The sequence below is a fragment of the Streptomyces sp. NPDC005494 genome, from assembly GCF_042872025.1.
Classification (GTDB): domain Bacteria; phylum Actinomycetota; class Actinomycetes; order Streptomycetales; family Streptomycetaceae; genus Streptomyces.
Genome location: NZ_JBIAJR010000009.1, coordinates 344,306 through 367,106 on the forward strand (window position 1 = coordinate 344,306; position 22,801 = coordinate 367,106).

General features: G+C 72.0%; 19 protein-coding genes. 14 read left to right on the forward strand and 5 right to left on the reverse strand.

Annotation, left to right across the window (positions count from 1 at the left end; all coding sequences use genetic code 11):
* Nucleotide 1 precedes the first annotated feature (1 nt).
* The 12 genes from ACFYQ6_RS26035 (at nt 2) to ACFYQ6_RS26090 (ending at nt 15,177) form a co-directional block, all read left to right on the forward strand.
* On the forward strand, nt 2-1,288 hold the full coding sequence (locus tag ACFYQ6_RS26035) for a dihydroorotase (protein WP_361574243.1): 1,287 nt from the start codon (nt 2-4) through the stop codon (nt 1,286-1,288).
* Nucleotides 1,285-1,896 (forward strand): hypothetical protein, encoded by a 612-nt coding sequence (locus ACFYQ6_RS26040; protein WP_361574241.1) that lies wholly within the window; start codon nt 1,285-1,287, stop codon nt 1,894-1,896. Before ACFYQ6_RS26035 ends, ACFYQ6_RS26040 begins: the two co-directional genes overlap by 4 nt.
* Complete coding sequence (carA, locus tag ACFYQ6_RS26045; RefSeq protein WP_361574239.1) at nt 1,893-3,035, forward strand: glutamine-hydrolyzing carbamoyl-phosphate synthase small subunit; 1,143 nt, start codon at nt 1,893-1,895, stop codon at nt 3,033-3,035. Before ACFYQ6_RS26040 ends, carA begins: the two co-directional genes overlap by 4 nt.
* Entirely contained in the window at nt 3,028-6,336 is a 3,309-nt protein-coding gene (gene carB, locus ACFYQ6_RS26050; protein WP_388765154.1) for a carbamoyl-phosphate synthase large subunit, read from the forward strand. The genes carA and carB overlap by 8 nt, the downstream gene beginning before the upstream one ends.
* A gap of 56 nt (nt 6,337-6,392) precedes the next feature.
* Nucleotides 6,393-7,502: a quinone-dependent dihydroorotate dehydrogenase gene (locus ACFYQ6_RS26055; protein WP_361574926.1), complete on the forward strand. Its 1,110-nt coding sequence runs from the start codon at nt 6,393-6,395 to the stop codon at nt 7,500-7,502.
* On the forward strand, nt 7,499-8,338 hold the full coding sequence (gene pyrF / locus ACFYQ6_RS26060) for an orotidine-5'-phosphate decarboxylase (protein ID WP_361574235.1): 840 nt from the start codon (nt 7,499-7,501) through the stop codon (nt 8,336-8,338). Before ACFYQ6_RS26055 ends, pyrF begins: the two co-directional genes overlap by 4 nt.
* A 245-nt stretch (nt 8,339-8,583) precedes the next feature.
* Entirely contained in the window at nt 8,584-8,907 is a 324-nt protein-coding gene (locus ACFYQ6_RS26065) for an integration host factor (RefSeq protein ID WP_014157387.1), read from the forward strand.
* A gap of 38 nt (nt 8,908-8,945) precedes the next feature.
* Complete coding sequence (gmk, locus tag ACFYQ6_RS26070; RefSeq protein ID WP_388765156.1) at nt 8,946-9,563, forward strand: guanylate kinase; 618 nt, start codon at nt 8,946-8,948, stop codon at nt 9,561-9,563.
* Nucleotides 9,564-9,665: 102 nt separating this feature from the next.
* Nucleotides 9,666-9,938, forward strand: coding sequence for a DNA-directed RNA polymerase subunit omega (rpoZ, locus tag ACFYQ6_RS26075; RefSeq protein ID WP_003970369.1), 273 nt, complete (start codon nt 9,666-9,668; stop codon nt 9,936-9,938).
* A gap of 177 nt (nt 9,939-10,115) precedes the next feature.
* Nucleotides 10,116-11,327 (forward strand): bifunctional phosphopantothenoylcysteine decarboxylase/phosphopantothenate--cysteine ligase CoaBC, encoded by a 1,212-nt coding sequence (coaBC, locus tag ACFYQ6_RS26080; RefSeq protein ID WP_361574231.1) that lies wholly within the window; start codon nt 10,116-10,118, stop codon nt 11,325-11,327.
* A gap of 230 nt (nt 11,328-11,557) precedes the next feature.
* Nucleotides 11,558-12,766, forward strand: coding sequence for a methionine adenosyltransferase (metK, locus tag ACFYQ6_RS26085; RefSeq protein WP_361574229.1), 1,209 nt, complete (start codon nt 11,558-11,560; stop codon nt 12,764-12,766).
* A gap of 266 nt (nt 12,767-13,032) precedes the next feature.
* On the forward strand, nt 13,033-15,177 hold the full coding sequence (locus ACFYQ6_RS26090; protein WP_388765159.1) for a primosomal protein N': 2,145 nt from the start codon (nt 13,033-13,035) through the stop codon (nt 15,175-15,177).
* Nucleotides 15,178-15,206: 29 nt separating this feature from the next.
* Here ACFYQ6_RS26090 and ACFYQ6_RS26095 read toward each other — a convergent pair whose 3' ends face one another.
* Nucleotides 15,207-15,719 carry a hypothetical protein gene (locus ACFYQ6_RS26095; protein ID WP_361574225.1) on the reverse strand — a complete coding sequence of 171 codons (513 nt, stop codon included), beginning with the start codon at nt 15,717-15,719 and terminating at the stop codon, nt 15,207-15,209.
* 238 nt (nt 15,720-15,957) lie between these two features.
* Between ACFYQ6_RS26095 and fmt the strand changes: the two genes are divergently transcribed.
* The gene (fmt, locus tag ACFYQ6_RS26100) at nt 15,958-16,890 is read left to right on the forward strand and encodes a methionyl-tRNA formyltransferase (RefSeq protein ID WP_361574223.1); all 933 of its coding nucleotides are present in this window, start codon (nt 15,958-15,960) and stop codon (nt 16,888-16,890) included.
* A 135-nt stretch (nt 16,891-17,025) separates the two neighbouring features.
* Nucleotides 17,026-18,459 carry a transcription antitermination factor NusB gene (locus ACFYQ6_RS26105; RefSeq protein WP_361574221.1) on the forward strand — a complete coding sequence of 478 codons (1,434 nt, stop codon included), beginning with the start codon at nt 17,026-17,028 and terminating at the stop codon, nt 18,457-18,459.
* 85 nt (nt 18,460-18,544) lie between these two features.
* Here the strand turns inward: ACFYQ6_RS26105 and ACFYQ6_RS26110 are convergent, their stop codons facing one another.
* From ACFYQ6_RS26110 to ACFYQ6_RS26125, 4 genes are all read right to left on the reverse strand, one after another.
* Nucleotides 18,545-19,480, reverse strand: a complete 936-nt coding sequence (locus ACFYQ6_RS26110; protein ID WP_361574219.1) for a TauD/TfdA family dioxygenase — start codon at nt 19,478-19,480, stop codon at nt 18,545-18,547.
* A 60-nt stretch (nt 19,481-19,540) separates the two neighbouring features.
* The gene (locus ACFYQ6_RS26115) at nt 19,541-20,377 is read right to left on the reverse strand and encodes an ABC transporter ATP-binding protein (protein WP_388765163.1); all 837 of its coding nucleotides are present in this window, start codon (nt 20,375-20,377) and stop codon (nt 19,541-19,543) included.
* Nucleotides 20,361-21,416 carry an ABC transporter substrate-binding protein gene (locus ACFYQ6_RS26120; protein ID WP_361574215.1) on the reverse strand — a complete coding sequence of 352 codons (1,056 nt, stop codon included), beginning with the start codon at nt 21,414-21,416 and terminating at the stop codon, nt 20,361-20,363. The genes ACFYQ6_RS26115 and ACFYQ6_RS26120 overlap by 17 nt, the downstream gene beginning before the upstream one ends.
* A 71-nt stretch (nt 21,417-21,487) precedes the next feature.
* Complete coding sequence (locus ACFYQ6_RS26125) at nt 21,488-22,381, reverse strand: ABC transporter permease (protein ID WP_361574213.1); 894 nt, start codon at nt 22,379-22,381, stop codon at nt 21,488-21,490.
* Nucleotides 22,382-22,801: the final 420 nt, after the last annotated feature.

The following is a 22,801-nucleotide window of genomic DNA, read 5'->3' on the forward strand; positions in this document are numbered from 1 at the left end:
CATGAGCAAGATCCTGATCCGCGGTGCGAAGGTCCTCGGCGGCGAGCCGCTGGACGTCCTCATCGACGGGGAGACCATCGCCCGCACCGGCACCGGTCTCGAGGCCGGCGACGCCATCGTGATCGAGGCGGCCGGCCAGGTCCTGCTGCCCGGTCTCGTCGACCTGCACACGCACCTGCGCGAGCCCGGCCGCGAGGACAGCGAGACCGTCCTCACCGGCACGAAGGCGGCGGCGGCCGGCGGCTTCACGGCCGTCCACGCCATGGCCAACACCTTCCCCGTCGCCGACACCGCCGGCGTCGTCGAGCAGGTCTGGCGGCTCGGCAAGGAGTCCGGTTACTGCGACGTGCAGCCCGTCGGCGCCGTCACCGTCGGCCTGGAGGGCAAGCAGCTCGCCGAGCTCGGCGCCATGCACGACTCCGCCGCCGGGGTGAAGGTCTTCTCCGACGACGGCAAGTGCGTCGACGACGCCGTGATCATGCGGCGCGCCCTGGAGTACGTGAAGGCCTTCGACGGCGTCGTCGCCCAGCACGCCCAGGAGCCCCGTCTCACCGAAGGCGCCCAGATGAACGAGGGCGTCGTCTCGGCCGAGCTCGGTCTCGGCGGCTGGCCCGCCGTCGCCGAGGAGTCGATCATCGCCCGCGACGTGCTGCTCGCCGCCCACGTCGGCTCCCGCGTGCACATCTGCCACCTCTCGACCGCCGGGTCCGTGGAGATCGTCCGCTGGGCCAAGTCCAAGGGCTGGGACGTCACCGCCGAGGTCACCCCGCACCACCTGCTGCTCACCGACGAGCTCGTGCGGTCCTACAACCCCGTCTACAAGGTGAACCCGCCACTGCGTACCGAGGCCGACGTCATGGCCCTGCGCGAGGCACTCGCCGACGGCACCATCGACTGCGTCGCCACCGACCACGCCCCGCACCCGCACGAGGACAAGGACTGCGAGTGGGCCGCCGCCGCCATGGGCATGGTGGGCCTGGAGACCGCGCTCTCCGTGGTCCAGCAGACGATGGTGGAGACCGGGCTCCTCGACTGGGCGGGTGTCGCCGACCGCATGTCCTTCCGCCCCGCGGCCATCGGAAGGCTCGAAGGACACGGCCGGCCCGTCTCGGCGGGTGAGCCCGCCAACCTCACGCTGGTCGATCCGGCATACCGTGGAGCTGTGGACCCCGCGGGCTTCGCCTCCCGCAGCCGCAACACTCCGTACGAGGGTCGCGAGCTGCCCGGCCGAGTGACCCACACCTTCCTGCGGGGCCGTGCCACGGTCGTCGACGGGAAGCTCGCGTGACAACACTCCACCCCAATTACCAGCTGTACCGACTGGCCGCCGAGCAGAAGTCGGCCGAAGTGACGGACTGGTCCGCCCGCATCAGCTGGGTCGTCGGACTGATCGTCTTCGTCGCCTTCGTCTACTGGCTGATGCGCCAGGGATGGAAGTGGCGGGGAAGTCTCCAGTCCGGCCTGCCCGAGCTCGCCACCACCCCCGACGGGTTCCCGGGCGGGGAGAGCCTGCTCACACTCTCCGGGCGTTACCACGCGTCCACGACCGCGGGACAGTGGCTCGACCGGATCGTCGCCCACGGCCTCGGCACCCGCAGCAGGGTCGAGCTGACCCTCACGGAGCAGGGCCTCGACGTCGTACGCCCCGGGGCGGCCGACTTCTTCGTACCGGCCGGCGCGCTGCGCGAGGCCAGGCTCGACAAGGCGCTCGCCGGCAAGGTCCTGCCCGAGGGCGGCCTGCTCGTCATCACCTGGGCGCACGGCGACCAGCTGATCGACTCGGGCTTCCGCTCCGACCACGCGGCCGAGCACCAGGCATGGGTCGACGCCGTCAACCGGCTCGCCGGCACCACCGACAACAACCTCACCAGCTCGACGGAAGGCACCGCACGATGACCATCTCCACCCGGGGAGCCGGAAAAGCTCCCGCCGTACTCGTCCTGGAGGACGGCCGCTCCTTCCGCGGCCGCGCCTACGGGGCCGTGGGGGAGACCTTCGGCGAGGCGGTGTTCTCCACCGGCATGACCGGCTACCAGGAAACGCTGACGGACCCCTCCTACCACCGCCAGGTCGTCGTGATGACGGCCCCGCACGTCGGCAACACCGGCGTGAACGACGAGGACCCCGAGTCCAAGCGGATCTGGGTCTCCGGCTACGTCGTCCGCGACCCCGCCCGGGTGCCGTCCAACTGGCGCTCCCGCCGCTCGCTGGACGAGGAGCTCGCGAGCCAGGGAGTCGTCGGCATCAGCGGCATCGACACCCGCGCGCTCACCCGCCACCTGCGCGAGCGCGGAGCGATGCGCGTCGGCATCTTCTCCGGCAACGCGATCCAGGACGAGGGCATACTGCTCGCCAAGGTGCGCCAGGCCCCCGAGATGAGCGGTGCCGACCTCGCGGCCGAGGTCGCCACCAAGGAGGCGTACGTCGTCCCCGCCGTCGGCACCAAGAAGTTCACCGTCGCCGCGATCGACCTCGGCATCAAGGGCATGACCCCGCACCGCATGGCCGAGCGCGGCATCGAGGTGCACGTCCTGCCGGCCACCGCCACCCTCGACGAGGTCTACGCGGTCGAGCCCGACGGTGTCTTCTTCTCGAACGGCCCCGGCGACCCGTCCACCGCCGACCACCCCGTCTCCGTCATGCGCGGTGTCCTGGAGCGCAAGACCCCGCTCTTCGGCATCTGCTTCGGCAACCAGATCCTGGGCCGCTCGCTCGGCTTCGGCACCTACAAGCTGAAGTACGGCCACCGGGGCATCAACCAGCCCGTGCAGGACCGCACGACCGGCAAGGTCGAGGTCACCGCGCACAACCACGGCTTCGCCGTCGACGCCCCGCTCGACAAGGTCTCCGACACGGAGTTCGGCCGCGCCGAGGTCTCCCACGTATGCCTGAACGACCAGGTCGTCGAAGGGCTCCAGCTGCTCGACCAGCCGGCCTTCAGCGTCCAGTACCACCCCGAAGCAGCCGCGGGCCCGCACGACGCCGCGTACCTCTTCGACCGTTTCGTCACCCTGATGGAGGGCCAGCGTGCCTAAGCGCTCCGATATCCAGTCCGTCCTGGTCATCGGCTCCGGTCCGATCGTCATCGGGCAGGCCGCCGAGTTCGACTACTCCGGCACCCAGGCCTGCCGCGTACTCAAGGCCGAGGGCCTGCGCGTCATCCTGGTGAACTCCAACCCGGCGACGATCATGACCGACCCGGAGATCGCCGACGCCACGTACGTCGAGCCGATCACCCCCGAGTTCGTCGAGAAGATCATCGCCAAGGAGCGCCCCGACGCGCTGCTCCCCACCCTCGGCGGCCAGACCGCGCTCAACACGGCCATCTCCATGCACGAGAACGGTGTCCTGGAGAAGTACGGCGTCGAGCTCATCGGCGCCAACGTCGAGGCCATCAACAAGGGCGAGGACCGCGACCTCTTCAAGGGAGTCGTCGAGGCCGTCAAGGCCAAGATCGGTTACGGCGAGTCCGCCCGCTCCGTGATCTGCCACACCATGGACGACGTCATCGCAGGCGTCGACACCCTCGGCGGCTACCCCGTCGTCGTCCGCCCCTCCTTCACCATGGGCGGCGCCGGCTCCGGCTTCGCCCACGACGAGGAGGAGCTGCGCCGCATCGCCGGACAGGGCCTCACGCTCTCGCCGACCACCGAGGTGCTCCTGGAGGAGTCCATCCTCGGCTGGAAGGAGTACGAGCTGGAGCTGATGCGCGACAAGAACGACAACGTCGTGGTCGTCTGCTCCATCGAGAACTTCGACCCGATGGGCGTCCACACCGGCGACTCGATCACCGTGGCGCCCGCGATGACGCTCACCGACCGTGAGTACCAGCGGCTGCGCGACATCGGCATCGCGATCATCCGCGAGGTCGGCGTCGACACCGGCGGCTGCAACATCCAGTTCGCGATCGACCCGGCCGACGGCCGGATCATCGTGATCGAGATGAACCCGCGCGTCTCCCGCTCCTCGGCGCTCGCGTCGAAGGCCACCGGCTTCCCGATCGCCAAGATCGCCGCCAAGCTGGCCGTCGGCTACACGCTCGACGAGATCCCCAACGACATCACCGAGAAGACGCCGGCCTCCTTCGAGCCGACACTCGACTACGTCGTGGTGAAGGCCCCGCGCTTCGCCTTCGAGAAGTTCCCGTCCGCCGACTCCACCCTCACCACCACCATGAAGTCGGTGGGCGAGGCCATGGCGATCGGCCGCAACTTCACCGAGGCACTCCAGAAGGCACTGCGCTCCCTGGAGAAGAAGGGCTCCCAGTTCGCCTTCACCGGCGAGCCCGGGGACAAGGCCGAGCTGCTCGCCGAGGCCGTCCGTCCCACCGACGGCCGCATCAACACCGTGATGCAGGCGATCCGCGCCGGCGCCACCCAGGAAGAGGTCTTCGAGTCAACGAAGATCGACCCCTGGTTCGTCGACCAGCTCTTCCTCATCAAGGAGATCGCCGACGAGCTGACCGCAGCCGAGCGCCTCGACACCGAGCTGCTCGCCGAGGCCAAGCGGCACGGCTTCTCCGACGCCCAGATCGCCGAGATCCGCGGCCTGCGCGAGGACGTCGTCCGCGAGGTCCGGCACGCGCTCGGCATCCGCCCGGTCTACAAGACGGTCGACACCTGCGCTGCCGAGTTCGCCGCGAAGACGCCGTACTTCTACTCCTCCTACGACGAGGAGACCGAGGTCGCGCCCCGCACCAAGCCCGCGGTGATCATCCTCGGCTCCGGCCCGAACCGCATCGGCCAGGGCATCGAGTTCGACTACTCGTGCGTCCACGCCTCGTTCGCCCTGCACGACGCGGGCTACGAGACCGTGATGGTCAACTGCAACCCGGAGACCGTCTCCACCGACTACGACACCTCCGACCGGCTGTACTTCGAGCCGCTCACGCTCGAGGACGTCCTGGAGATCGTGCACGCCGAGTCGCTCGCGGGCCCGATCGCCGGTGTCGTCGTCCAGCTCGGCGGACAGACGCCGCTCGGCCTCTCGCAGGCGCTCAAGGACAACGGCGTGCCGGTCGTGGGGACCTCCCCCGAGGCCATCCACGCCGCCGAGGACCGCGGCGCCTTCGGCCGCGTACTCGCCGAGGCCGGTCTGCCCGCCCCGAAGCACGGCACCGCCACCACCTTCGCCGAGGCCAAGGCCATCGCCGACGAGATCGGCTACCCCGTCCTCGTCCGCCCGTCGTACGTGCTCGGCGGCCGGGGCATGGAGATCGTCTACGACGAGACCCGCCTGTCCTCGTACATCGAGGAGTCCACCGAGATCAGCCCCACCCGGCCGGTCCTGGTCGACCGCTTCCTCGACGACGCGATCGAGATCGACGTCGACGCTCTCTACGACGGCACCGAGCTCTACCTCGGCGGCGTCATGGAGCACATCGAGGAGGCCGGCATCCACTCCGGCGACTCGGCGTGCGCGCTGCCCCCGATCACCCTCGGCGGCTACGACATCAAGCGGCTGCGCGCCTCCACCGAGGGCATCGCCAAGGGCGTCGGCGTACGCGGGCTGATCAACATCCAGTTCGCGCTCTCCGGTGACATCCTCTACGTCCTGGAGGCCAACCCGCGCGCCTCGCGGACGGTCCCCTTCACCTCGAAGGCGACCGCGGTCCCGCTCGCGAAGGCCGCCGCCCGCATCTCGCTGGGCGCCACCATCGCCGAGCTGCGCGAGGAGGGCCTGCTGCCGAAGACCGGCGACGGCGGCACCCTGCCGCTGGACGCGCCGATCTCCGTCAAGGAGGCAGTCATGCCGTGGTCGCGTTTCCGCGACATCCAGGGCCGCGGCGTCGACACGGTCCTCGGCCCGGAGATGCGCTCCACCGGTGAGGTCATGGGCATCGACTCCGTCTTCGGCACGGCGTACGCCAAGTCGCAGGCCGGCGCCTACGGGCCGCTGCCCACCAAGGGCCGTGCCTTCATCTCGGTCGCCAACCGCGACAAGCGCACGATGATCTTCCCGGCCCGCGAGCTGGTCGCCCACGGCTTCGAGCTGATGGCCACCTCCGGCACCGCCGAGGTCCTCAAGCGCAACGGCATCAACGCCACGGTCGTGCGCAAGCTCTCGGAGGGCGAGGGCCCGAACGGCGAGAAGACCATCGTCCAGCTGATCCACGACGGCGAGGTCGACCTCATCGTCAACACCCCGTACGGGACGGGCGGCCGGCTCGACGGCTACGAGATCCGCACCGCGGCTGTTGCCCGGTCCGTGCCGTGCCTCACCACGGTCCAGGCGCTGGCCGCCGCGGTCCAGGGCATCGACGCGCTCAACCACGGCGGCGTCGGCGTACGTTCCCTCCAGGAACACGCGGAGCATCTGACCGCGGCCCGCGACTAGGAAGCCCACAGGGGGACACCGGAAACGGTGTCCCCCTCTTCATGAGGACACCCGTGATCTACACACTCTTCTTCCGCCTCGTCTTCAAGCGGATGGACCCGGAGCAGGCCCACCACCTGGCCTTCCGCTGGATCCGCCTCGCCGCGCGCATCCCCGTGCTGCGCACCTTCACCGCCGCCGCTTTCGCCCCCCGCTACGAGGAGCTGCGCACCGAGGCCTTCGGCCTGCGGATGCACGGACCCTTCGGGCTCGCCGCCGGCTTCGACAAGAACGCCGTCGCGATCGACGGCATGTCGATGCTCGGCTTCGACCACGTCGAGATCGGCACGGTCACCGGCGAGCCGCAGCCCGGCAACCCGAAGAAGCGGCTGTTCCGCCTCGTGGCCGACCGGGCCCTGATCAACCGCATGGGCTTCAACAACGAGGGCTCCGCGGCCGTGGCGGAGCGCCTCGCCGCCCGCACCCCGGTCTTCCGCACGACCGTCGGCGTCAACATCGGCAAGACCAAGGTGGTCCCCGAGGACGAGGCCGTGGGCGACTACGTGAAGTCCACCGAGCGGCTCGCCGCCCACGCCGACTACCTCGTCGTGAACGTCTCCTCGCCGAACACCCCCGGCCTGCGCAACCTCCAGGCCACCGAGGCGCTCCGCCCGCTGCTCACCGCCGTGCGCGAGGCAGCGGACCGCACCGTCACCGGCCGGCGGGTCCCGCTGCTCGTCAAGATCGCCCCGGACCTCGCGGACGAGGACGTCGACGCGGTCGCCGACCTCGCCGTCGAGCTCGGCCTGGACGGCATCATCGCCACCAACACCACCATCGCCCGCGACGGCCTGGGCCTGAAGTCCGACGCCTCCCTGGTCCAGGAGACCGGCGGGCTCTCCGGCGCACCCCTCAAGGAGCGCTCCCTGGAGGTCCTGAGCCGCCTGTACGCCCGCGTGGGGACCCGGCTCACCCTCGTGGGCGTCGGGGGCGTCGAGAACGCCGAGGACGCCTGGCAACGCATCCTCGCCGGCGCCACGCTGGTGCAGGGCTACAGCGCCTTCATCTACGAGGGCCCGTTCTACGCCCGCGCGATCCACAAGGGCCTGGCCGCCCGGCTGGCCGCCTCCCCGTACGCCACCCTCGCCGAAGCCGTCGGCGCCGAGACACGGAAGGTCATGCAGTGACCCTCGAACCCTTCGGCGCGCGCCTGCGCCACGCCATGGACACCCGCGGGCCGCTCTGCGTCGGCATCGACCCGCACGCCTCCCTGCTCGCCTCCTGGGGCCTGAACGACGACATCGCGGGGCTGGAGCGCTTCACGCGTACGGTCGTCGACGCCCTGGCCGACCGTGTCGCCGTGCTGAAGCCGCAGTCCGCCTTCTTCGAGCGCTTCGGCTCGCGCGGCATCGCCGTCCTGGAGAAGGCTGTCGAGGAGGCCCGCGCGGCCGGGGCCCTGGTGCTCATGGACGCCAAGCGCGGCGACATCGGCTCCACGATGGGGGCCTACGCGGCCACCTACCTCGACAAGGACTCGCCGCTCTTCTCCGACGCGGTCACCGTCTCGCCCTACCTCGGCTTCGGCTCGCTGCGCCCGGCGCTCGACGCCGCGGCCGTCTCCGGCGCGGGCGTCTTCGTGCTCGCGCTCACCTCCAACCCGGAGGGCGCGGAGGTCCAGCGCGCCACCGCCGCGGACGGGCGCTCGCTGGCCCAGCTGATGCTCGACCACATGGCGGCCGAGAACGCCGGCGCGACGCCGCTCGGGTCCGTCGGCGCGGTGGTGGGTGCCACGCTCGGGGACGCGGGGGCCGATCTGTCGATCAACGGTCCGCTGCTCGCTCCCGGCATCGGAGCCCAGGGCGCGACCCCCGCGGATCTTCCCCGGGTCTTCGGCGCCGCCGTGGGCAACGTGGTGCCGAGCGTGAGCCGGGGCGTGCTGCGCCACGGACCGGACGCGTCAGGGCTGCGCGAAGCCGCCGGACGGTTCGCGGACGAGGTCCGTGCGGCCGTCTCGGAAGGCTGACGATGCCACGTAACAGGCTGTTGACGGAATCCTGACCAGAATTCCGGGTTGTTATGGCCGAAATGTCCCGGTCGGCCAAGGCTGACCAGGACTTTTCGTCTGTTCTCGCTGACTCAGGCGGCCATGGCCGCTAGTCTCCGTCGAGAGCCAACGAGCACGCGTTGTTCGTTGCTCACCAGGTGTGGGGCCACAAGGTTCCTCACCGGGTCCGTATCCGACAGATCGACATCCGAGGTGACGTAGGCGTGGCTCTTCCGCCCCTTACCCCTGAACAGCGCGCAGCCGCGCTCGAAAAGGCCGCCGCGGCTCGCCGGGAGCGGGCCGAGGTCAAGAATCGACTCAAGCACTCCGGCGCCTCGCTCCATGAGGTCATCAAGCAGGGCCAGGAGAACGACGTCATCGGCAAGATGAAGGTCTCCGCTCTTCTCGAGTCCCTGCCGGGCGTGGGCAAGGTCCGCGCCAAGCAGATCATGGAGCGGCTCGGCATCTCCGAGAGCCGCCGGGTCCGGGGTCTCGGCTCCAACCAGATCGCATCCCTGGAGCGTGAGTTCGGCGGCAGCGCCGCCTGACGTTCTCAGGCACTCCTGAGAACGGGGATAATCGCCCCATGGCTGCAACATCCCGGGGGACGTCCCCCGTACCCCCGGACGCACGTCCGCGGCTGACCGTGCTCTCCGGCCCCTCCGGGGTCGGTAAGAGCACGGTCGTCGCTCATATGCGCAAGGTTCACCCCGAGGTCTGGCTCTCGGTGTCCGCCACGACGCGTAAGCCCCGCCCCGGCGAGCGCAACGGCGTCCACTACTTCTTCGTGGACGACGAGGAGTTCGACAAGCTGATCGCCAACGGCGAACTGCTGGAGTGGGCCGAATTCGCGGGCAACCGTTACGGCACCCCCCGCAGGGCGGTGCTCGACCGCCTGGAGGCGGGTGAGCCGGTGCTGCTGGAGATCGATCTGCAGGGCGCCAGGCTGGTCCGTCAGTCGATGCCGGACGCCCGGCTCGTCTTCCTCGCGCCGCCCAGCTGGGACGAGCTGGTGCGCCGGCTCACCGGCCGGGGGACGGAGGCGTCCGACGTGATCGAACGCCGGCTCGCCGCGGCGAAGATCGAACTGGCCGCCGAGGCCGAGTTCGACACGACGCTCGTCAACACCTCCGTCGAGGACGTCGCACGCGAGCTGCTAACGTTGATGCTGCAGGCTTCCGGCCTCCGCGGCACCGACGGCTGACCTCACAGGTCCTCACCGGTCCACGGACGCAGAGCAGCACCACTGCGGAACCCAGCACGATCAAAGATCTCTTTGATCTCTATCCCCTTCGGAAGGCAGAGAGTGTCCTCTTCCATCACCACGCCCGAGGGCATCATCAACCCGCCGATTGATGAGCTCCTCGAAGCCACCGACTCGAAGTACAGCCTCGTGATCTACGCCGCCAAGCGCGCGCGCCAGATCAACGCGTACTACTCGCAGCTCGGTGAAGGCCTCCTCGAGTACGTCGGTCCGCTCGTCGACACCCACGTGCACGAGAAGCCGCTCTCGATCGCGCTCCGCGAGATCAACGCGGGCCTGCTGACCTCCGAGGCCATCGAGGGCCCCGCGCAGTAGTCAGGCGGTATGCAGGAAACGCACCTTCACCACAGGCCCGGCGGCCGCGTCCGCCGGGCCTGTGGTGTGTCCGCAGCCAGGCCCGCCGCAGTGCCGAGGGCACGGTGAGGCAGCATGGAGTGCGTACGTCATGAGGCCGCACGCGAGTGCGCGGAGACACGAGTGCGGGGAGACGCAGTGGAGAAGCCGAAGGTCGTCCTGGGGGTCAGCGGAGGCATCGCCGCGTACAAGGCGTGCGAGCTGCTGCGCAGGCTGACCGAGTCCGGCCACGACGTCCGGGTCGTCCCGACCGCCGCGTCGCTGAACTTCGTCGGAGCGGCGACCTGGTCCGCCCTCTCCGGAAACCCGGTGTCGACCGAGGTCTGGGACGGTGTGCACGAGGTGCCGCACGTCAGGATCGGCCAGGCCGCCGATCTCGTGGTGGTCGCTCCCGCGACCGCGGACATGCTCGCCAAGGCCGCCCACGGCCTCGCCGACGACCTCCTGACGAACACCCTGCTCACCGCACGCTGTCCGGTCGTCTTCGCGCCCGCCATGCACACGGAGATGTGGGAGCACCCCGCCACCCAGGAGAACGTCGCCACCCTCCGCCGCCGGGGCGCCGTCGTCATCGAGCCCGCCGTGGGCAGGCTCACCGGCGTGGACACGGGCAAGGGCAGGCTGCCGGACCCCGGGGAGATCTTCGAGGTCTGCCGGGGCGTCCTGGCCCGTGGTCCCGTGGCGGCCGACCTCGCCGGCCGGCACGTGGTGATCAGCGCGGGCGGCACCCGTGAGCCGCTCGACCCGGTCCGCTACCTGGGCAACCGCTCCTCCGGCAAGCAGGGGTACGCCCTGGCCCGCACGGCGGTCGCCCGTGGCGCCCGGGTGACCCTCGTCGAGGCCAACACCGGGCTCCCCGACCCGGCGGGCGCCGACGTCCTGCACGCCGGGACCGCCGTACAGCTGCGCGAAGCCGTGCTGAAGGCCGCGGCCGACGCCGATGTCGTGGTGATGGCCGCGGCGGTCGCCGACTTCCGGCCTGCCGTCTACGCCTCGGGCAAGATCAAGAAGAAGGACGGCCAGGAGCCCGCGCCCATCGCCCTCGTCCGCAACCCCGACATCCTCGCCGAGGTCGCCGCGGAGCGTGCCCGGCCGGGACAGATCGTCGTGGGCTTCGCCGCCGAGACGGACGACGTCCTCGCCAACGGCCGCGCAAAGCTCCGCCGCAAGGGCTGCGACCTCCTCGTCGTCAACGAGGTGGGGGAGCGCAAGACCTTCGGATCGGAGGAGAACGAGGCGGTCGTGCTCGCGTCGGACGGTGCGGAGACCGCTGTGCCGTACGGTCCCAAGGAAGCGCTCGCCGACACGGTGTGGGACCTGGTGGCGGCCCGTTTCGGCCAGACCGGCTAGACCGGACCGACTGGGAGGAATCTCACGACAATCAGCCTTATTGTGCCCCCGAAAGGGCGGATTTTCGTACTGCCGTCAACGGTGCCGCAGGTCACAGACCCTCCAAGGGGCGAGACGTGTCGCCCATTCACCGGGAGCGACCGATAAACTGGTCGACGGAATGTGCCGGGCGCAGCTCCCGGCGGTCCACCAATGATCAGCCAGCAGCCGCTGCAACCCCAGGGAGCGATGTGTCCCGCCGTCTCTTCACCTCGGAGTCCGTCACCGAGGGCCACCCCGACAAGATCGCTGACCAGATCAGCGACACGATTCTGGACGCGCTCCTGCGCGAGGACCCTTCCTCGCGCGTCGCCGTCGAGACCCTGATCACCACTGGTCTGGTGCATGTCGCGGGTGAGGTCACGACCAAGGCCTACGCCGACATCCCCAACCTCGTGCGCAACAAGGTCCTGGAGATCGGCTACGACTCCTCCAAGAAGGGCTTCGACGGAGCCTCCTGCGGCGTCTCCGTGTCCATCGGGGCGCAGTCCCCGGACATCGCCCAGGGCGTCGACACGGCGTACGAGAAGCGTGTCGAGGGCGACGAGGACGAGCTCGACAAGCAGGGTGCCGGCGACCAGGGGCTGATGTTCGGCTACGCCTGCGACGAGACGCCCGAGCTGATGCCGCTCCCGATCTACCTCGCGCACCGCCTCTCGCGCCGGCTGTCCGAGGTCCGCAAGAACGGGACCATCCCGTACCTGCGCCCCGACGGCAAGACCCAGGTCACCATCGAGTACGACGACGACAAGGCCGTCCGCCTCGACACCGTCGTCGTCTCCTCGCAGCACGCCTCCGACATCGACCTCGACTCGCTGCTCGCGCCCGACATCCGCGAGTTCGTCGTGGAGCACGTCCTGGCGCAGCTCATCGAGGACGGCATCAAGCTCGACACCGAGGGCTACCGCCTCCTGGTGAACCCGACCGGGCGCTTCGAGATCGGTGGCCCGATGGGCGACGCCGGTCTGACCGGCCGCAAGATCATCATCGACACCTACGGCGGCATGGCCCGCCACGGCGGCGGCGCCTTCTCGGGCAAGGACCCGTCCAAGGTGGACCGCTCGGCCGCCTACGCCATGCGCTGGGTCGCCAAGAACGTCGTCGCGGCCGGCCTCGCCACCCGGTGCGAGGTCCAGGTCGCCTACGCGATCGGCAAGGCCGAGCCCGTGGGCCTGTTCGTCGAGACCTTCGGCACCGCCGCGGTCGACACGGAGAAGATCGAGCACGCCATCGGCGAGGTCTTCGACCTCCGCCCGGCCGCGATCATCCGCGACCTCGACCTGCTCCGTCCGATCTACGCCCAGACCGCGGCGTACGGCCACTTCGGCCGGGAGCTCCCCGACTTCACCTGGGAGCGGACCGACCGCGTGGACGCGCTGCGCCAGGCGGCGGGGCTCTGAGCCGAGCCCTTCGTTCCTCACCCGGGGCCCGGACACCGCGACGCGGAGTCCGGGCCCCGGGTGTGTGCCAGGGCCCGGAAAACGGTGTGCGGTGCGCGGGTCCCGTGCCGCATGATGGCTCCGGCTCCCGGTGCGAAGGCTGCGGATACTTCTGGAGCGGGGCGGTGTCCCCGCAGTGAAAGAAACCCGCCGCGGCCGGATCCTGATCTCGGGGGCCGTTTCGCCGTCCGGCGCCGCTGTCGGTGGCGTCTGGTAGGAATTTGGCTGTGAGCAGCGACAACGAGCGGTCCGACGACCCCGGCGCAGGGGCCCCGGAGCAGCTTGCGCTCATCCGGGAGACGGTGCGCCAGGCCAAGGTACCGCGCGCCAAGCCCAGGACGTGGCGGGGAGCGGCGCTCGCCACGGAGCTGCCGGTCGCCCGCGTCCTGGTGAACAAGGGCGCGCTCCACCTCGACCAGTACTTCGACTACGCCGTCCCGGAGGAGCTCGACGCCGAGGCACAGCCCGGTGTCCGCGTCCGGGTCCGTTTCGGCGCCGGAGGCCGCCAGGTACGCGGCGGGCGGCGCGAGGGCGGCGGTCTCATCGACGGCTTCCTGATCGAGCGGCGCGCCTCCTCGGACTACCAGGGCGCCCTCGCCGCCCTGGCCTACGTCGTCTCACCCGAGCCGGTGCTCGGGCCCGAGCTGCTGGAGCTCTCCAGGGCCGTCGCCGACCGCTATGCCGGCAGCCTCGCCGATGTGCTGCAGCTCGCCGTGCCGCCCAGGAACGGCCGGGCCGAGTCCAAGCCGTCGCCCGCGCCCCTTCCGCCCCCGCCCGCTCCGGAGCCGGGGACCTGGGAACGCTATGCCCAGGGGCCCGGTTTCCTGCGGGCTCTGGCGGAGGGCGGGGCGCCCCGCGCCGTGTGGACCGCGCTGCCCGGACCGCACTGGCCCGAGGAGATCGCCCGCGCCGTGGCCGCCACCCTGGCCTCCGGCCGGGGCGCGCTCGTCGTCGTACCGGACGGGCGCAGTGCCGGGCGGGTCGACGCGGCTCTGACCGGGGTCCTGGGGGAGGGGCGGCACGCGCTGCTGACGGCCGAGTCGGGCCCCGAGAAGCGCTACCGCCAGTGGCTCGCCGTCCGGCGCGGATCGGTGCGTGCGGTGGTCGGCACGAGGGCCGCCATGTTCGCCCCCGTCACCGATCTCGGGCTGGTGGCCGTCTGGGACGACGGGGACTCCAGCCACAGCGACGACAACGCCCCCTTCCCGCACGTCAGGGAGGTTCTGGAGCTGCGGGCCGCGCACGGACGGTGTGCGTTCCTGCTGGGCGGGACGAACTGCACGGTCGAGGCCGCCCAGCTGGTCGAGAGCGGCTGGGCCCTGCCCCTGCGCGCGGACCGGGAGCAGCTGCGGATCGCCGCTCCCCTGATCCGCACGGTCGGCGACGGGGAGCTCGCACGGGACGGCGCGGCCCGCTCGGCGCGGCTGCCCAGCCTGGCCTGGCAGACCGTACGGGACGGACTGCGCAGCGGGCCCGTGCTCGTCCAGGTCCCGCGCAGGGGTTACGCCCCCAGACTGGCCTGCGAGCGCTGCCGCGAACCCGCGCGGTGCCGGCACTGCGCGGGTCCCCTGGAGGCGCCGGACCAGCGCGAGCTCGACTGCGCCTGGTGCGGGCGCGCCGAAACGGCCTGGAGCTGTGGCGCCTGCGGTGGTGTGCGGCTGAGGGCGCAGATCGTCGGGGCCCGCCGGACCGCCGAGGAGCTGGGCCGGGCGTTCCCGGCCGTGCCCGTGCGGACGTCGGGCCGCGACCATGTGCTGGACTCCGTGCCCGGACAGCCCGCCCTGGTCGTCAGCACCCCCGGGGCCGAACCGGTGGCCGAGGGCGGGTACGCGGCCGCACTGCTCCTGGACGGCTGGGCGATGGTCGGCAGGCCCGACCTGCGGGCCGGCGAGGAGGCGCTGCGGCGCTGGACGGCGGCCGCCGCGCTGGTGCGCGGCCAGCCGGAGGGGGGCACGGTCGTGATCGTGGCCGAACCGACCTTGCGGCCCGTCCAGGCGCTGGTCCGCTGGGACCCGGTCGGCCATGCCCGCCGAGAGCTCGCGGAACGGGCCGAGCTCGGTTTCCCGCCCGTGTCCCGGATGGCGTCGGTGACAGGCCCCGCCGAGGCGGTGGCCGCCTTCCTCGCGGGTGCCGATCTGCCACCGGAAGCGCAGGTGCTCGGCCCGGTGCAGGTGCCGGGCGTCGCTCCCGGCAGACCCCGCAGGCAGGGTGACGCCCCGCCCGGAGACACCTGGGAGCGGGCGCTGATCAGGGTTCCGCCGGGGCGGGGCGCGGCGCTGGCGACCGCCCTGAAGACGGCGCAGGCGGCCCGGACGGCCAAGGGCACCGGAGATCCGGTACGGATCAGGATCGACCCCCTGGACATCGGCTGACGACGCCCGGGCCCGGACCCTGGCGCTTCTCAGCCGTTGCGGGGCCCCGGGAACGCTCCCGGGCGGTCCGAGGGCTGCGGCGGCATGGAGCGGGCCGCGGGCACGGAGGGCAGCGCGGGGGAGGAGTTCGGCGCCGCGGGCAGCGGGCGGTTCACGGTCTCGGCAGCCGCCTCCGCCGACCCCGGCTGCGGGGTGTTGCGGCGCGCGCCGTAACGGCGGTGCACCGCCTGCTTGGTGACGCCCAGGGCGGAACCCACCGCGTCCCACGAGAACCCCAGCGAACGGTCGAAGTCCACCGCCGCCGTCACCAGCGTCTCGACGCTGTCCCGCAGTTCCTGGGCCAGTCGCACCGTCGGGGCCGGCGCCCTCCCGTAGACGACGAAGCCCGCGGACGGGCCGGAGCGGCGCGGACGGTAGACGTTGCCCAGCTGCGCAGTGAGGGTGCGCAGGGCGTCCACCTGCCGCCGGACCCGCTCGATGTCCCGCACCAACAGGTGCAGGCTGGCACGCGCTTGGGCGTCGTGGGTTGCGTGGTCGGCCATGAAGAAGCCTCTCGAACCGGCGTTGAAAGGGATCGGACCGCGTGAAGGCGGTCCACTTCGGTCAATCTCACTTGACCAACGCGTCACCCGGCCATGTGGTCACGCAACAGGGGCGTATGTGTCTGTGCGCGGGGCGCACGACGTCCGCGTACGCTCCCCGTGGCCGGGTTCACGCGAGGCCCTAGACTGGTGTGCTGCTCGCCACGTACGTTCCGGCCCGAGAGGCAGTCCGCCACCCATGAAGCTCGTCTTCGCAGGCACCCCCGAGGTCGCCGTTCCCGCCCTGGACGCCCTGATCGCCTCCGGCCGCCACGAGGTGGCCGCCGTGGTGACCCGCCCCGACGCCCCCGCCGGGCGAGGGCGCCGGCTCGTGGCCAGCCCCGTGGCGGAGCGGGCCGAAGAGGCCGGGATCGAGGTGCTCAAGCCGGTCAGGCCGCGCGACGAGGACTTCCTGGCCCGGCTGCGTGAGATCGCACCCGACTGCTGTCCCGTCGTCGCCTACGGCGCTCTGCTGCCCAGGACCGCCCTGGACGTCCCGGCCCGGGGCTGGGTGAACCTCCACTTCTCGCTGCTGCCCGCCTGGCGTGGGGCCGCGCCCGTGCAGCACTCCGTGATGGCCGGGGACGAGGTCACCGGCGCCTCGACCTTCCTGATCGAGGAGGGGCTGGACTCGGGACCCGTGTACGGAGTGCTGACCGAGGAGGTCCGCCCCACCGACACCAGCGGCGACCTCCTCACCCGGCTCGCCTTCGCGGGCGCCGGGCTGCTCGCGGCGACCATGGACGGCATCGAGGACGGCACCCTGCACGCCGTCCCGCAGCCCGCCGACGGTGTGACGCTCGCCCCCAAGATCACCGTCGAGGACGCCCAGGTGCAGTGGTCCGCGCCCGCCCTCCGGGTCGACCGCGTCGTGCGCGGCTGCACCCCCGCGCCCGGCGCCTGGACCCTCTTCCGCGGGGAGCGCCTGAAGCTGGTCCAGGTCGCGCCCGTCCTCGACCGCACGGACCTGGCCCCGGGCGAGCTGTCCGTGGGCAAGAACAACGTGTACGTGGGCACCGGCTCGCACGCCGTGGAGCTCCTGTGGGTGCAGCCGCAGGGGAAGAAGCCGATGCGCGCCGCCGACTGGGCCCGCGGGGTGCGCATCGCCCACGGGGAGCTGCTGGGCCTCTGAGGCTCCGGGACGGCCGGCGGCCTCGGGGCGGGCCGTCCCGCCCAGTCCCGTCGGCGGCCTCGGGACCGGCCGGCGGGAACCGGCGACGTACGCTGGACGGGATCGCCCCCTCACCATCAGCGGAGCACCTTTCACGTGAACGACCAGCAGCGTCGCCGTCCCGCAAAGCCCCACCGCCGCCCGAAGAAGGACCCGGTCCGCTTCCTCGCCTTCGAGGTGCTCCGGGCCGTCGACGAGCGCGACGCCTACGCCAACCTCGTCCTCCCGCCGCTGCTGAAGAAGGCACGTGCCAAGGGCGACTTCGAGGGCAGGGACGCCGCGCTGGCGACCGAGCTGGTCTACGGCACGCTGCGCCGCCAGGGCACCTACGACGCGATCGTCGCCGCCTGCATCGACCGGCCGCTGCGCGAGGTGGACCCGCCCGTGCTCGACGTCCTCAACATGGGTGTGCACCAGCTGCTCGGCACCCGCATCCCGACCCACGCGGCCGTCTCGGCCAGTGTGGAGCTCGCCCGGGTGGTCCTGGGCGAGGGGCGCGCCAAGTTCGTCAACGCCGTGCTGCGCAAGGTCACCGCGCACGACCTCGACGGCTGGACGGAGCGCGTCGCCCCCTCGTACGAGGAGGACGCCGAGGAGTACCTCTCCGTCGTCCACTCGCACCCCCGCTGGGTCGTCTCCGCACTCTGGGACGCCCTCGGCGGAGGGCGCGCGGGGATCGAGGACCTGCTGGAGGCGGACAACGAGCGGCCCGAGGTCACGCTGGTGGCGCGCCCCGGCCGCTCGACCCCCGACGAGCTGCTTGACGCCCTCGGCGAGGAGAGCGGCCTGCCCGGCCGCTGGTCGCCGTACGCCGTGCGGATGGCCGAGGGCGGCGAACCGGGGGCCCTGGCCGCGGTGCGGGACGGCAGCGCCGGGGTGCAGGACGAGGGCAGTCAGCTCGTCGCCGCCGCCCTGGCCGCCGCGCCCGTCGAGGGCGAGGACACCCGGTGGCTCGACGGCTGCGCGGGACCGGGCGGCAAGGCCGCGCTGCTGGCCGCGCTGGCCGCCGAGCGCGGCGCGACCCTGCTCGCAGCCGAGAAGCAGCCGCACCGGGCCCGGCTCGTCGAGCGCGCGCTCGCCGGCAACCCCGGGCCGTACCAGGTGATCACCGCCGACGGCACCCGGCCGCCGTGGCGGCCCGGCTCCTTCGACCGGGTCCTGATGGACGTCCCGTGCTCCGGCCTCGGCGCACTGCGCAGGCGCCCCGAATCCCGCTGGCGGCGCCGGCCCGAGGACCTGGAGGGCTTCGCACCCCTGCAGCGCGGTCTGCTGCGCGAGGCGCTGAAGGCCGTACGCATCGGCGGGGTGGTCGGTTACGCGACCTGCTCGCCGCATCTGGCCGAGACGCGCGTCGTCGTCGAGGACGTGCTCAAGGGACGCGGAGGATCACCGGTCGAGGCCGAGTGGGTCGACGCCCGTCCGCTGCTCCCCGGAGTTCCCGCGCTGGGCGACGGGCCCGACATCCAGCTCTGGCCGCACCTGCACGGCACCGACGCGATGTACCTGGCCCTGCTGCGCCGCACGGGCTGACACGGCGCGGTGCCGCACGAGCAGCCTCGCCCGGACCGTCGCGACGCGGCGCCGCACGGGCGCCCGCGTCGCGGGCGGTCCGGGGTCAGCGCGGGCGGTCCCCGGCGACGGCGACACGCTCGGCCACCCTGCGGTGCGGGGCGTAGTCGTTCACCGCGTAGTGCTGTGTGGCCCGGTTGTCCCAGAACGCGACGTCACCCGCGCGCCAGGTGAAGCGCACCTGGTACTCGGGGACGTGTGCCTGCTGGAAGAGCAGGCGCAGCATCCGGTCGCTCTCCTCCTGGTCCCAGCCCACGATCCGGGTGGTGAACGAGGTGTTGACGAAGAGCATCCGGCGCCCGGTGGCGGGATGCGTCCGCACCACCGGGTGCTCGACCGGCGGGAAGCGGTCCTGGAAGGGGAGCAGCCGCTCCGGAGGGGTGAACCGCGCGAACCCCGGCACGAAGTCGTGCACCGCCCGCGCCCCCTCCAGACGTGCCTTGGTCTCCGGCGGAAGGTTGTCGTACGCGGCGGCCATGTCGGCCCACATCGTGTCCCCGCCGTAGGGCGGCACCTCGCGCAGGTGCAGTACGGCGCCGAGCGCGGGCCGCTCGCGGAACGTCACATCGGTGTGCCAGACGTTCTCGAAGCCCGGCGTGGACGAGCGGTCGAAGCGCGCCACCTCCGGATCGTCGCCGGTGGCCAGCAGGGGGTTGGTCTCCAGCTCGCCCCAGTTGCGGGCGAAGGCACGCTGCTCGGCCGAACCGGGGTGCTGCCCCCGGAAGAAGAGCACCTTCCACTCCAGCAGCGCCCGGTCGAGCTCCGCGCGCACGGCCGGCGTGAGCGGACGGGTCAGGTCGACACCGCCGATCTCCGCGCCGATGACAGGCCCGAGCGGTACGACGTCGAACAGCGTGTAGGGCCGGTCGGGCTGACCCGGCGCCAGCCTGCGCAGCTCGCGGGGGCCCTCGTACAGCCCGTCCGGAGGCAGCCGGGTGGAGCGCAGCGCGGAGGCGGGACCGAGGGGCGTGGTGAGGGACATGGGGACTCCTGTCTCCGTGGGGGTGTGCGGGGCCGCCCGCCGGGACGGGCGGCCCCGGGGTCAGCGGGCCGCGTCGCGTACGGCCGCGCCGATCTCGGCGCGCAGTGCGGCGTACTCCGGCAGTCCGCGCAGCCCGTCCGGGTCGTCGTCGCCCGTACGGGGCAGAGGGATCGGGACGTCCAGGGCGACGGTGCCCGGGCCACCGCTCAGGACGACCGCGCGGCTGCCGAGGAAGACGGCCTCGTCCACGCTGTGCGTGACGAAGACCGACGTGATCCCCGTACGCGCGCTCACCGTTCTCAGGTCCTCCTGGAGCCGCTCACGGGTCAGCGCGTCCAGTGCGGCGAACGGCTCGTCCAGCAGGAGCAGGTCCTTGCTGCCGGCGAGGGCCCGGGCGATGGCCACCCGCTGCTGCTGGCCTCCGGAGATCTGCCACGTCCTGCGCCGGGCGGTGCCGGCCAGCCCGACCCGCTCCAGCAACTCCTCGACGCGTGCCGGGCGTTCGGCTCGGGGGATCCCCGCGTAGCGCAGAGCCAGGGAGATGTTCTCCCCGACCGTGTGCCAGGGGAACAGTCGTGGCTGCTGGAAGACGACTCCCGCCTGACGCCCCGGCTCGGGCTCGCCGCCGTGCACGCTCACGTCGCCGGACGAGGCCCGTTCGAAGCCGGCGATCAGCCGCAGCAGTGTGCTCTTGCCGCTCCCGGAGGGGCCGACGAGCACCAGGAACTCGCCGGCCGGGACGTCGAGCGACAGCGGGCCGAGGGCCGTGACGGTGTCCGGGCCGCGACCGTAGCGATGGGTCACGTCACGGACGGAGACGGCGGGAGTGACGGTCGCGGGTCCGGCCTCCCGGGCGCCGTCCCGGCTGCTCTCGCGGGGGTCAGCCGGAGACGGCATCGCTCAGCCCTTCCACGTAGACGGCCTTCTCCAGCTCCGAGAGCTCCGGTGCGGCGGGGATCTGCTTCTGCCCGGCCAGGAACTCCGCCGCGCTGTGCAGGTTCTCCGCCAGTCCGCCGACCTTTCCGGGGCGGCCCAGCCACTTGTCGTCCGCCTGTTCGGCCGGCTTGAGGAAGATGCCCTGCTTCAGCTGGGCGGCGGCGTCGCCCGGGTCGATCCCGAGCTGCTTGCCGACGGCCGCGGCGGCGGCAGACGGGTCGTCATGGATGAGGTCCAGGGCCTGTGCCTGCGCCGTGCGCCAGGCGGCGATCACCTCGGGCTGCTTCTCGATGAAGGCGGTGGACGCCACCCCGAGGTCGAGGGTCGGCTTCCCGGACGCGGCCAGTTCCCGGCTGGAGAGCAGGGTCTCGCCGGTCTTCCCGAGTTCGTCGAGCGTGGGCAGCCAGACGTAGGCGGCGTCGATGTCCCCCCGCGACCAGGCCGCGACGATGTCCTGCGGTTCGAGGTCGAGCAGTTCGACCTCGGACGTGTCCACTCCCGCCTCGTCGAGCGCGGCCAGCAGGCTGTAGTGCGAGGTGGAGCTGAAGGGGGTGGCGACCTTGTGGCCCACCAGGTCCTCGACGTCCTCGATGCCGGAGCCGTCCCGGGCCACCAGCGCCTCGTTGTCACCGGCGACGTCCAGGACCCAGGTGACCTGGTACGGGATGTTCAGCGGCTCGGACAGTCCGCGCGCCACCGGGCTGGAGCCGATCGCGGCCAGATCGATCGAGCCGGCGACGAACGCGGTGTTGATGCTCGCCCCGGAGTCGAATTTGATCCACTTGACGGTGTGGTCGGGAAGGGCCTTCTCCAGCAGGCCCTTCTCCTTCACGATCAGGTCGCCGCTGGGGAAGGCCTGGTAGCCGATCCGGATCGTGCTGCCGCCGCCCTGGTCGTCACCGCCTCCGCCACCGCCGGTACCGCAGGCCGTGGTGACGACGAGCGCCCCCAGCGCCGCGAAGAGCAGGGAGGTGCGGCGCAGACCGCGTGTTCCGGGCATGACGTAGTCCTTCGTTCGTCGATCGTGGGATCCGCGGGGGGAGGGAGCTCGGGTGGGGAGGCGCAGGAGGGTCACGAGAGCCTGCGCCAGGGGGCGAAACGGTTCTCGGCACCCCGCAGCAGGGCGTCGATCAGCAGGCCGGAGACGCCGATCGCGAAGAGGCCGAGGACGACCACGTCGGACTGGTTGTAGCGCTGGGCGTCACGGATCATGCCGCCGATGCCGGGCAGCCCGTTGACGGTCTCGGCGGCGACCACCGAGGAGTACGCGATCCCGAACGCCAGCCGTACGCCGACCAGGATCTCCGGCAGCGCGGACGGCAGGACGACGGAGGCCACCACCTGCGAGCGGCGGGCCCCGATGGCCCGCGCCGCCTCCACCAGCGAGGCGGGAGCGGAGGCGACGGCGGACGCGGTGGCGACGGCCACGGGCGGCATGGCGGCGATCGCCAGCAGCCACAGTTTGGGAGCCTCGTCGATGCCGAACCAGATGATCAGCAGGCTGAAGTAGGCCAGCGGCGGAAGCGTCCGGAGGAAGGCCACCGCCGGTTCGAACACCACCCGCACCCAGGGCAGCGTGCCCATCAGCACCCCGGCCACGAGCCCGGCCAGGACACCGGCGCCGGCACCGATCGCGATCCGGCGCAGGCTGATGCCCAGATGCTCGATCAGGGTGTGGCCCTGGTAGCCGCGTACCCCGTCGTGGGTGCCCGACGTCGCGACGAGCGCGTCCCAGACGGCCGACGGCGGCGGCACCAGCAACGGCGACCACAGGCGCAGGGTGGTGACGAGCTGCCAGAGGGCGAGCAGCACGGCCAGTGCGAGGAGCCGCAGCCCCACACGCCGCAGCCGTGCGGTTCTCTCGGCGGTTCTCCCGGGCGAGCGGCGGCTCGGCGGGGGTACGGCCGAGGGATCACGTGAGGGTGCCGGGCCGGGCGGCCGCTTCTGAGTCGTGGGTGTGGTCATGGCGGGCTCCGTCGGGAGGTGCCGAAGGCACCCGGCCGCCGACAAGGGCGGACGGGGCCGGGCAGGCGGGTGCGGGGCGCGGACGAGGGCGCCCGCGGCAACGGGGGAGGGGCCCCGCAGAACGTGGGTGTGCCTGCTTGCCGTACGCGGACACAGGTCCGGTCCGGCTCGCGGACGGAGTTCTGGAGGGGGACCGCCGGCTCACCCGAGGGGCGGCCGGAAGGCGGGCGGACGACGCCGCACAGTTCTGGAAGCGCTCAGCGCTGCCGGGCCAGGCTCAACAGGAGCAGCTGGTCACGCGGCAGAGATCGATGCTGAGGCGCTCCCTCAGGAACTGGTCGCTGATCACGCAGCGTTTCTAACACAGCCTCACGGCGGGCACCAGAGGCTGTCCGCGCCCTGGTACGGCCCGAGGCGGAT

Coding starts and splice junctions, on each gene's coding strand:
- ACFYQ6_RS26095 (WP_361574225.1), bottom strand. CDS start 15,719: ATGGCCGACCACGCAACCCACGACGCCCAAGCGCGTGCCAGCCTGCAC.
- ACFYQ6_RS26115 (WP_388765163.1), bottom strand. CDS start 20,377: ATGCCGTCTCCGGCTGACCCCCGCGAGAGCAGCCGGGACGGCGCCCGG.
- ACFYQ6_RS26125 (WP_361574213.1), bottom strand. CDS start 22,381: ATGACCACACCCACGACTCAGAAGCGGCCGCCCGGCCCGGCACCCTCA.
- fmt (WP_361574223.1), top strand. CDS start 15,958: ATGAAGCTCGTCTTCGCAGGCACCCCCGAGGTCGCCGTTCCCGCCCTG.
- ACFYQ6_RS26110 (WP_361574219.1), bottom strand. CDS start 19,480: ATGTCCCTCACCACGCCCCTCGGTCCCGCCTCCGCGCTGCGCTCCACC.
- carA (WP_361574239.1), top strand. CDS start 1,893: ATGACCATCTCCACCCGGGGAGCCGGAAAAGCTCCCGCCGTACTCGTC.
- gmk (WP_388765156.1), top strand. CDS start 8,946: ATGGCTGCAACATCCCGGGGGACGTCCCCCGTACCCCCGGACGCACGT.
- ACFYQ6_RS26035 (WP_361574243.1), top strand. CDS start 2: ATGAGCAAGATCCTGATCCGCGGTGCGAAGGTCCTCGGCGGCGAGCCG.
- ACFYQ6_RS26120 (WP_361574215.1), bottom strand. CDS start 21,416: ATGCCCGGAACACGCGGTCTGCGCCGCACCTCCCTGCTCTTCGCGGCG.